The following is a 7,446-nucleotide window of genomic DNA, read 5'->3' on the forward strand; positions in this document are numbered from 1 at the left end:
CTAAAGTTGGTGGGCTAGCTGATGTTGTCGGCAGCCTTCCTGAATATCTTGTAAAGCGTGGAATAGATGCGCAAATAGTGATGCCTTATCACAGGATTGTGGATAAAAAAGCGGAGTATATAGAGAAAACAGACCTGATATTACATACCAATGAGTTGAAGCAAAAATACACATTCGAAGTTTACAGAACCCACTTGAAAGCAGGAAATGTCCCGGTCTTTCTGCTCAAGAATGACGAGTTAATCGATTCTGATGATGTCTATGGAGGGCATGATCTGGGGTTACAGGCTCTTGCCTTTTCAGATGCGGTCTTTCAGCTCTCCAAAAGCTTGAATCCTGATATCGTACACTGCAACGATTGGCAAACAGGCATGATTCCGGTGTTCATAAAAACCTATTCAGGTGATGCAATGCCGAGAACTCTGCTTACCATTCATAACCTTGGCTATCAAGGAACTTTTGACGAATATTACTTTGAACTCTCAAACCTTCCTGAGCAATATTGGGAAAAGGGTTATCTTTCCACAGGTGGTATGCTCAACTTTCTAAAATCGGGCATTGTATTTTCGGATTTCGTCAGTACTGTAAGTCCGACCTATGCGGATGAGATCAAAACCGAAGAATATGGAATGGGTTTGAATGTGTTGCTTTCAGGGCTCGGTGACCGTTTGGTGGGAATTATCAACGGGATAGACTATGTCGAATACAATCCTGAAACTGATAAGAGGATACCAGCCAATTTCAGCCTCGAAGACCTTACTGGAAAGAAAGACTGCAAAGTTTCACTTCAAAAAGAACTTGGGCTTCCTGCAAGAAAAAGCGCCGTTGTGGGATTGATATCCAGGTTGGTAGACCAAAAGGGATTGGATATTCTTGCAGAAGCCGCTGAAGATCTTTTATCAAATGATTTGCAGCTTGTGGTTTTAGGTACTGGTGAGGAACGTTACGAAAAGTTGTTCAAAGAGCTTGCAGAAAAATATCCGGAAAAGGTTTCAGCAAACATACTCTTTGATATAAACCTGGCACAAAAGATATATGCCGGCAGTGACATGTTCCTGATGCCTTCGAAGTATGAGCCCTGCGGTCTGGGGCAAATGTTCGCCATGAGATACGGAACAGTCCCTGTTGTGAGATTTACAGGAGGGCTAAAGGATACTGTTAAAGAATTCAATTCCAATAATGGTACAGGAAACGGTTTTGGGTTTTATGCTTACAGCTCCCTGGAATTAAAAAAAGCCGTTGAACGTGCTTTGATTACATACAATTCTGATAACTGGATAGCAGTCGTAAAAAACGCCATGAAAACGGATTGTTCATGGGAAAATTCCGCGGGAGAATATGAAAAGCTCTATAAGAAAATAATAGAATCCGAGAGGAGGCCAGTAGATGCCTGAGCTCAGGAAGGACCCGATACTGAAGCGCTGGGTCATTATCGCAACGGAGCGTTCAAAAAGACCAAATGATTTCAAGAAAGCGCTGGAGGAACCCGGAGGGGGCTTTTGTCCTTTCGACTACGGTAACGAGCACACAACTCCCCCGGAGATAATGGCTTTCAGGGACAAAAATTCAAAACCAGATGAACCGGGATGGTGGATAAGAGTCGTGCCTAACAAATTCCCGGCCCTGGATCCAAAACTTGAGCCTGTGAAATTTGGACACGGTATGTATGACGTGATAAAGGGGTTTGGAACTCATGAAGTTATTGTAGAAACACCGGAACACAACCAAAATCTTGCTACGCTCCCGTTGAAGCAAATTCAAGAGGTAATATGGGCGTATAAGTACAGGTTCAACGAATTGGAAAAGGATCCAAGGATAAAATACGTGCTCATCTTCAAGAACCATGGCAAAGAAGCTGGTGCCTCCTTACAACACCCTCACAGCCAGTTAATAGCCACGCCTATCATACCCAAACGGGTTGTCGAAGAAATCGATGGAAGCTATGATTATTACAAATTCAAAGAACGCTGTGTATATTGTGATATGTTGAATCAAGAACTGCTTGAAAAAACAAGAATCGTAGTAGAAAATGAGCTTTTCCTTGCCTTTGAGCCTTTTGCTGCCAGATTTCCCTTCGAAACATGGATTTTGCCAAAAGCGCACAAATTCAATTTCGGTGAAATAGGAGCTGAGGAGGTAAGGCAGTTTGCGTGGGTTTTGAAGAACACTTTGTATAGAATTTACAAGGCTCTAGATAATCCTCCCTTTAATTTCATGCTTCATACAGGTGTTACCGGTATAGAAGGGGAGCAATATTATCACTGGCATCTGGAAATTGTACCAAGGTTGACAAGAGTGGCAGGATTTGAGTGGGGTTCTGGATTTTACATTAATCCAACTCCACCTGAATATGCAGCGAAATATCTGAAGGAAGTGGAAATGCCAGAGGGGGATGAATGATGGATATACGCGTTGATGAAAAATTACTTCTGCATCTTGAGTCTCTTGCCAAATTGGAACTCAAGGCGGAAGAAAGAGAAAAGCTGATGAAGGATATCGCGAAAATTCTGGATTATATGTCGTTAATCGATGAACTGAATGTCAACGATTACGAAGAAATGTTTACCCCTATTGAAGAAGATCTGAAGCTGCGAAAAGATGATCAAGAGGCGTTCGAACATATAAATGACCTGACTTCCCTTTTTCCTGAGCAGGAAAATGGGCAATTGAAGGTTCCAAAGATTTACTGAGATGAGTACCAAAAAGGGACAGCACTTTGAAGAGATTGCTTGCACCTATTTGCTGAAGAAGGGGTACAGGTTAGTCGATAGAAACGTGCGCTATCCCTTTGGCGAGCTGGACATTGTAGTAATGAAGGGAAGAAAGCTTGTTTTTGTTGAAGTGAAAGGTGGCAATCGATCATTTCAACCCCGAACCAGAGTGGACAGATTAAAACTAAAACGGCTCGAGCTTGCCGCGAATAAATTCATCACAGACAGAAACCCGAAATTTGAAGAATGCCAGCTGGATGTGATAGAAATTCTGAATGATGGCACGATAAATCATCTAGAAGCAATTGGAAGGTGGTAATGATGGAAAGAAATAAAGCTGAGATATTCAAAGAATATCAGAGATGGATTCAAAAAGCGAACCCTGAAATCGTTGAAGAGCTAAAAGGGCTTAACGAGGCTCAGATTGTTGACGCCTTTTTCAAAGATCTTGAATTTGGAACCGGAGGAATGAGAGGAGTCATAGGTGCGGGGACGAACAGGATAAATGTTCATACGATAGCTCGGGCTACACAAGGCTTCTCGAATTGGCTTAAAAAGAACTATCAGTCACCTGCTATTGCCATCGCCTTTGATACTAGAAAAATGTCAAAAGAGTTTGCTCAAACGGCTGCTAAAGTGTTATCTGCCAACGGCATCAAAACCTATCTTTTCTCAGAGCCAACGCCCACTCCTGTCTTGAGTTACGCGGTTAGGGAGTTAGGCTGTAGCGGTGGCATTGTAATAACAGCCAGCCATAATCCCCCTCAATATAATGGTTATAAAGTTTATACCCATGACGGAACACAGGCAGTTCCACGTTATGCAGAAGCAATCGTGAAAGAAATTAGCAAATTGGATTTCTTTGTCGATTTGGAAGGGGACGAAGCTTTGATCAAGAAAGTCCCGGATACAGTTCTCTTGAATTTTGAAAATTACATAATCAAATTGACGGAAGAACTTCTGAATATTCACGGAACCAACCCTGAAGCTTTGAAAGTCTTATATACACCTTTGCATGGTACTGGCTACAAACCAGTGATGGATGTCTTAAAAAAGCTGAGATACAATGTAGAAACTGTTAAAGAACAAAGCACCCCTGATGGCAATTTTCCCACAGTCAGCTATCCAAATCCCGAGGACCCGAAAGCCTTCACGATGGCTCTAAAGCAGGCTAAGGAATTCAATCCTGACATTATTATCGCGACAGATCCTGATTGTGATAGAATGGGGCTAATGTGTCAAAAAGGCGATAGCTACGTTAGCATTACCGGAAACCAAATGGGTGTTATCATGCTTGAATTCCTCTTAGAATCCCTGAAAAACCGCTTGCCCGGCGATGCTTTTGTGGTGAAGACCATTGTAACCACCGACCTGGCGAAAGACATCGTTAATGAGTACGGTGTGGCGCTTAAAGAAACGCTAACAGGATTTAAGTTTATAGGCGAACTCATAGAAAAATCCGCGGTTGAAAAGAACGGGAGTTTTCTTTTTGGCTTTGAAGAGAGTTATGGTTATCTATACGGCACACACGCAAGAGATAAAGATGCGGTTGTGGCTTCTGCCCTTGCTGCAACGATTGCCGCTTCTTTGAAAGAGAAAGGAATCAGCCTGTTGGAATACCTTGTCAGAATCTATGAAAAATACGGCTATTACCTGGAGTCCTTGAAAAGCTTTACTTTTGAAGGAATAGAAGGCATGAAAAAAATCTCCAGGATTATGAATAATCTGAGAAGCGACACTCCCACTGAAATAGAAGGTAAAAAGCTGATCGACTTTAAGGATTACAGTAAAGGAATCGCAGAATTACCGCCAGCTGATGTAGTTGAGCTCGTTTATGAAGATAACTTCAAATTGATTGCCAGACCATCCGGTACTGAGCCGAAGATCAAGTTCTACTTGATGGCAAAGGGAAATACACACAAAGCCACGATGGAAAAAATAAAATTTTTGGAGAGATACGTGGAAAGGATTGTTAAACAGTGAACGGTTATGCTCATATCATTTATGACGAAACATCCTACTTTTCACCGAAAAAGATCAATTTTGACCATAGGGCCTGGACCGGAATGATGATTGCATGGTCAGAAGAGCAGGCAAAAGAACTTCTAGACAAGAAATACTGGAAATGTCTCAGCGCATTTGGCTTGGAAGCTTCCATGAGAAGGAAAATCATTTTTGAACGAAAGCACAGCGACACCAATTTGCTGTATTTTAAGTACGAACTGGAAATTCCAGATGCCATTGAAGTTTTCTATGAGGCAGATATCATTGAAGCTATTTCGAAGCGTTTCTCCCTTAGGGAAATTTCGGAAGATATTTTTAAAATGATGAGAAATTACGAATCCGGAACAATTAATTTCAATGACCATTTTCTAAACGAATGGCTAATCGCAAGACTGAATTCCGAAAAAATGGAGCTGGAGGTACCGGAAAGAAAGAAGCTCGAAAAGGAATTGATGAGATACGTTGAGATGCTTGTCAGTAAAATACTCTGGAACATTTACTCTGGCGATTTGAACGCTTTCAGAAAGGATCTTTCCAGTATGGTTTACCTCTTTGGAGAGCTGCGTGATACGGGAAGCACAGCGGGCAGAGGTGAAACTTGGTGAAAAGATTCGCCGCAGTAGTTGCCTATGATGGAACGGATTTTTACGGATTTCAGGTTCAGCCTGATCGCAGAACAGTACAAGGAACCATAGAAGAAGCACTCTCGAAAATACACAAAGAAGAGGTCAGAACTGATGCAGCGGGGCGTACAGATACTGGCGTACACGGATTTGGGCAGGTAGTTGCCTTCAATTCAACATTGGAGAGGTTATCCGCAAAAACCATGAAAGATGCCCTCAATGCGAACCTTCCCGCCGATATTTACGTCAGAAGAGTGTATGAAGTTCCCAGAGGGTTTAGCCCGCGTTTTCATGCTAAGAAAAGAATTTATCATTATTACATATTAAACACCACAGAACCCGACCTTTTCAGGAAAAGATATACATGGTGGTTCCCTTATGATATAGACATCGAAAAGATGCGATATGGTGCTAATTTCCTGTTGGGAGAGCATGACTATGCCGCTTTCCGCACAGGAAGAGACGATAGGACGACAATAAGGACGATAACGAATATTCGTATAATGAGAATGAACAAATCTCTCGTTCTGGTAAGAGTGGAGGGAATTTCCTTTTTGAGAAGAATGGTGAGGAATATCGTGGGTACACTTGTACGTGTGGGAACGGGAAATCTTCAACCAGAAGCCGTAAAAACGATTCTTGAATCAAAAGACAGGTCAATGCTCCCAAGTTCAGCCCCACCACAAGGATTGGTGCTATACAAGGTGTTGTTCGATGAGTTCGAAACTTAGGCTTGATGAGTTACTCGTGAGGAGAGGGCTATTTCGATCGCGCTCAAAAGCCGCTGAAGCCGTTAGGTCTGGAAAGGTACAGGTTGATGGAAAGGCGATAGACAAACCCGGGAAAAAATTTTTGGAAGATGCTCATCTTCAGCTTATTGAACACAAATTCGTGGTGAGCAGGGCTTATTACAAGCTTAAAAAAGCCCTTGAAAGCTTTCAAGTTGTAGTTGAAGGAACACGTGTGTGTGATCTTGGAGCTTCTACGGGTGGATTTACACAGCTGCTCTTGGAACGAGGTGCAAGTGTTGTATACGCTGTTGATGTTGGAACTGCGCAACTGGACCCTGTACTTAAAAACAAACCCGAAGTAATATCCCTTGAGAATACCGATGCGCGAAGTGTTACCCGGGAACTTCTTAATGGTGCGGTTGACATAGTGACTGCAGACCTTTCTTTTATCTCTGTGACCAAGGTAGTTGACAGTATTTCGGAAATACTGAAAATGGGAGGTCATTGTATTTGCTTGATAAAGCCGCAGTTTGAGGCTGGTCCCGGGTTGTCCAAAAAGGGAGTCATCCTCAATGCCAGCGTACATAAGAGTGTTCTCCATGGTGTCATAGATTCCTTTCATAGGACGGGGTTAGTAGTGAGAGGAATGACTTTTTCCCCGTTGCGGGGTAAGAATGGTAATATTGAGTATCTCATTCATGCCGTTAAAGGAGATCGTAATGAAGTGTGGAATCTTGATATAGAGAATTGTGTCAACAGGGCTTTCGAAACTCTGGCACTGGAAAGGTGATCTCGTGTTAAAAAAAATCCTTGTACTTACGTTTTTGATAATCAATTTTTCGCTGTTTTCACAAAATATTACAGACTTTCTTCCGTCAAATGCGGGATACTTCCTCATTGTGAGAAATAGCGTGGATTACTTTGACTATCTCAAGAAAAATACGAACCTGTTCTACGTGTATCTGGAAAAGGACGGTCTGGGGCTGGAAGACTATTTCATTTCTCTTCTTTCCGCTGCGGGTTATTCCAGCGGTAATACTCTGGATGAACGGAAGATAAAGAAAGCCATAAACGGAGAATTTCTGCTCGCCGGTAAGGAATTTGATCTCGAACTCGAAGACATTATCACCTTCGATCCCATATACATTCTCGAAAAATTCAAGAGTGAAACAAAAGATATCTTTCTCGTATGGAAATCAGAGGAACCCGAAGAGTTGTTGAACATCATAGCTTCGCTTTTGGAAAGCTCCATTTTCAAGCAAGACGGTGATTTGATTGGAGAACTTAGAAGTAACAGTGGCGAGGTGTATTTTCATGTTGGTAACGGCTTTTTGATACTCGGAGACACCCGCAGCGCTGTGGAAGCGCCCATGAGAG

Annotated in this window: 8 protein-coding genes and 1 pseudogene; all 9 read left to right on the forward strand. The window is 42.3% G+C overall.

Annotated features, from left to right (window positions below):
- Positions 1 to 1,394 (forward strand): glycogen synthase (locus AC3LHT_RS04500; protein ID WP_488662102.1); only part of this gene is annotated, 1,394 nt, incomplete at its 5' end.
- Positions 1,387 to 2,400 (forward strand): galactose-1-phosphate uridylyltransferase, encoded by a 1,014-nt coding sequence (gene galT, locus AC3LHT_RS04505; protein ID WP_488662103.1) that lies wholly within the window; start codon positions 1,387 to 1,389, stop codon positions 2,398 to 2,400. The genes AC3LHT_RS04500 and galT, both read left to right, overlap by 8 nt.
- Positions 2,397 to 2,690 carry an Asp-tRNA(Asn)/Glu-tRNA(Gln) amidotransferase subunit GatC gene (gene gatC, locus AC3LHT_RS04510; RefSeq protein WP_290667513.1) on the forward strand — a complete coding sequence of 98 codons (294 nt, stop codon included), beginning with the start codon at positions 2,397 to 2,399 and terminating at the stop codon, positions 2,688 to 2,690. Before galT ends, gatC begins: the two co-directional genes overlap by 4 nt.
- Before the next feature lies 1 nt (position 2,691).
- Complete coding sequence (locus AC3LHT_RS04515) at positions 2,692 to 3,030, forward strand: YraN family protein (protein ID WP_290645931.1); 339 nt, start codon at positions 2,692 to 2,694, stop codon at positions 3,028 to 3,030.
- Positions 3,030 to 4,694, forward strand: a complete 1,665-nt coding sequence (locus AC3LHT_RS04520; RefSeq protein WP_488662104.1) for a phospho-sugar mutase — start codon at positions 3,030 to 3,032, stop codon at positions 4,692 to 4,694. Before AC3LHT_RS04515 ends, AC3LHT_RS04520 begins: the two co-directional genes overlap by 1 nt.
- Positions 4,691 to 5,320, forward strand: a complete 630-nt coding sequence (locus AC3LHT_RS04525) for a hypothetical protein (RefSeq protein ID WP_488662105.1) — start codon at positions 4,691 to 4,693, stop codon at positions 5,318 to 5,320. The genes AC3LHT_RS04520 and AC3LHT_RS04525 overlap by 4 nt, the downstream gene beginning before the upstream one ends.
- Positions 5,317 to 6,069, forward strand: coding sequence for a tRNA pseudouridine(38-40) synthase TruA (gene truA / locus AC3LHT_RS04530; RefSeq protein WP_290645937.1), 753 nt, complete (start codon positions 5,317 to 5,319; stop codon positions 6,067 to 6,069). Before AC3LHT_RS04525 ends, truA begins: the two co-directional genes overlap by 4 nt.
- Complete coding sequence (locus AC3LHT_RS04535) at positions 6,053 to 6,859, forward strand: TlyA family RNA methyltransferase (RefSeq protein WP_290645938.1); 807 nt, start codon at positions 6,053 to 6,055, stop codon at positions 6,857 to 6,859. Before truA ends, AC3LHT_RS04535 begins: the two co-directional genes overlap by 17 nt.
- A gap of 4 nt (positions 6,860 to 6,863) precedes the next feature.
- A pseudogene (locus AC3LHT_RS04540) lies at positions 6,864 to 7,446 on the forward strand (hypothetical protein); the annotation flags it as partial.

It is taken from the genome of Kosmotoga sp. (genome assembly GCF_982836095.1).

What these genes read in the sequence shown, in the direction of transcription:
- galT (WP_488662103.1), top strand. Translation starts at nt 1,387, where the DNA reads ATGCCTGAGCTCAGGAAGGACCCGATACTGAAGCGCTGGGTCATTATC.
- AC3LHT_RS04520 (WP_488662104.1), top strand. Translation starts at nt 3,030, where the DNA reads ATGATGGAAAGAAATAAAGCTGAGATATTCAAAGAATATCAGAGATGG.
- AC3LHT_RS04535 (WP_290645938.1), top strand. Translation starts at nt 6,053, where the DNA reads ATGAGTTCGAAACTTAGGCTTGATGAGTTACTCGTGAGGAGAGGGCTA.
- AC3LHT_RS04515 (WP_290645931.1), top strand. Translation starts at nt 2,692, where the DNA reads ATGAGTACCAAAAAGGGACAGCACTTTGAAGAGATTGCTTGCACCTAT.
- gatC (WP_290667513.1), top strand. Translation starts at nt 2,397, where the DNA reads ATGATGGATATACGCGTTGATGAAAAATTACTTCTGCATCTTGAGTCT.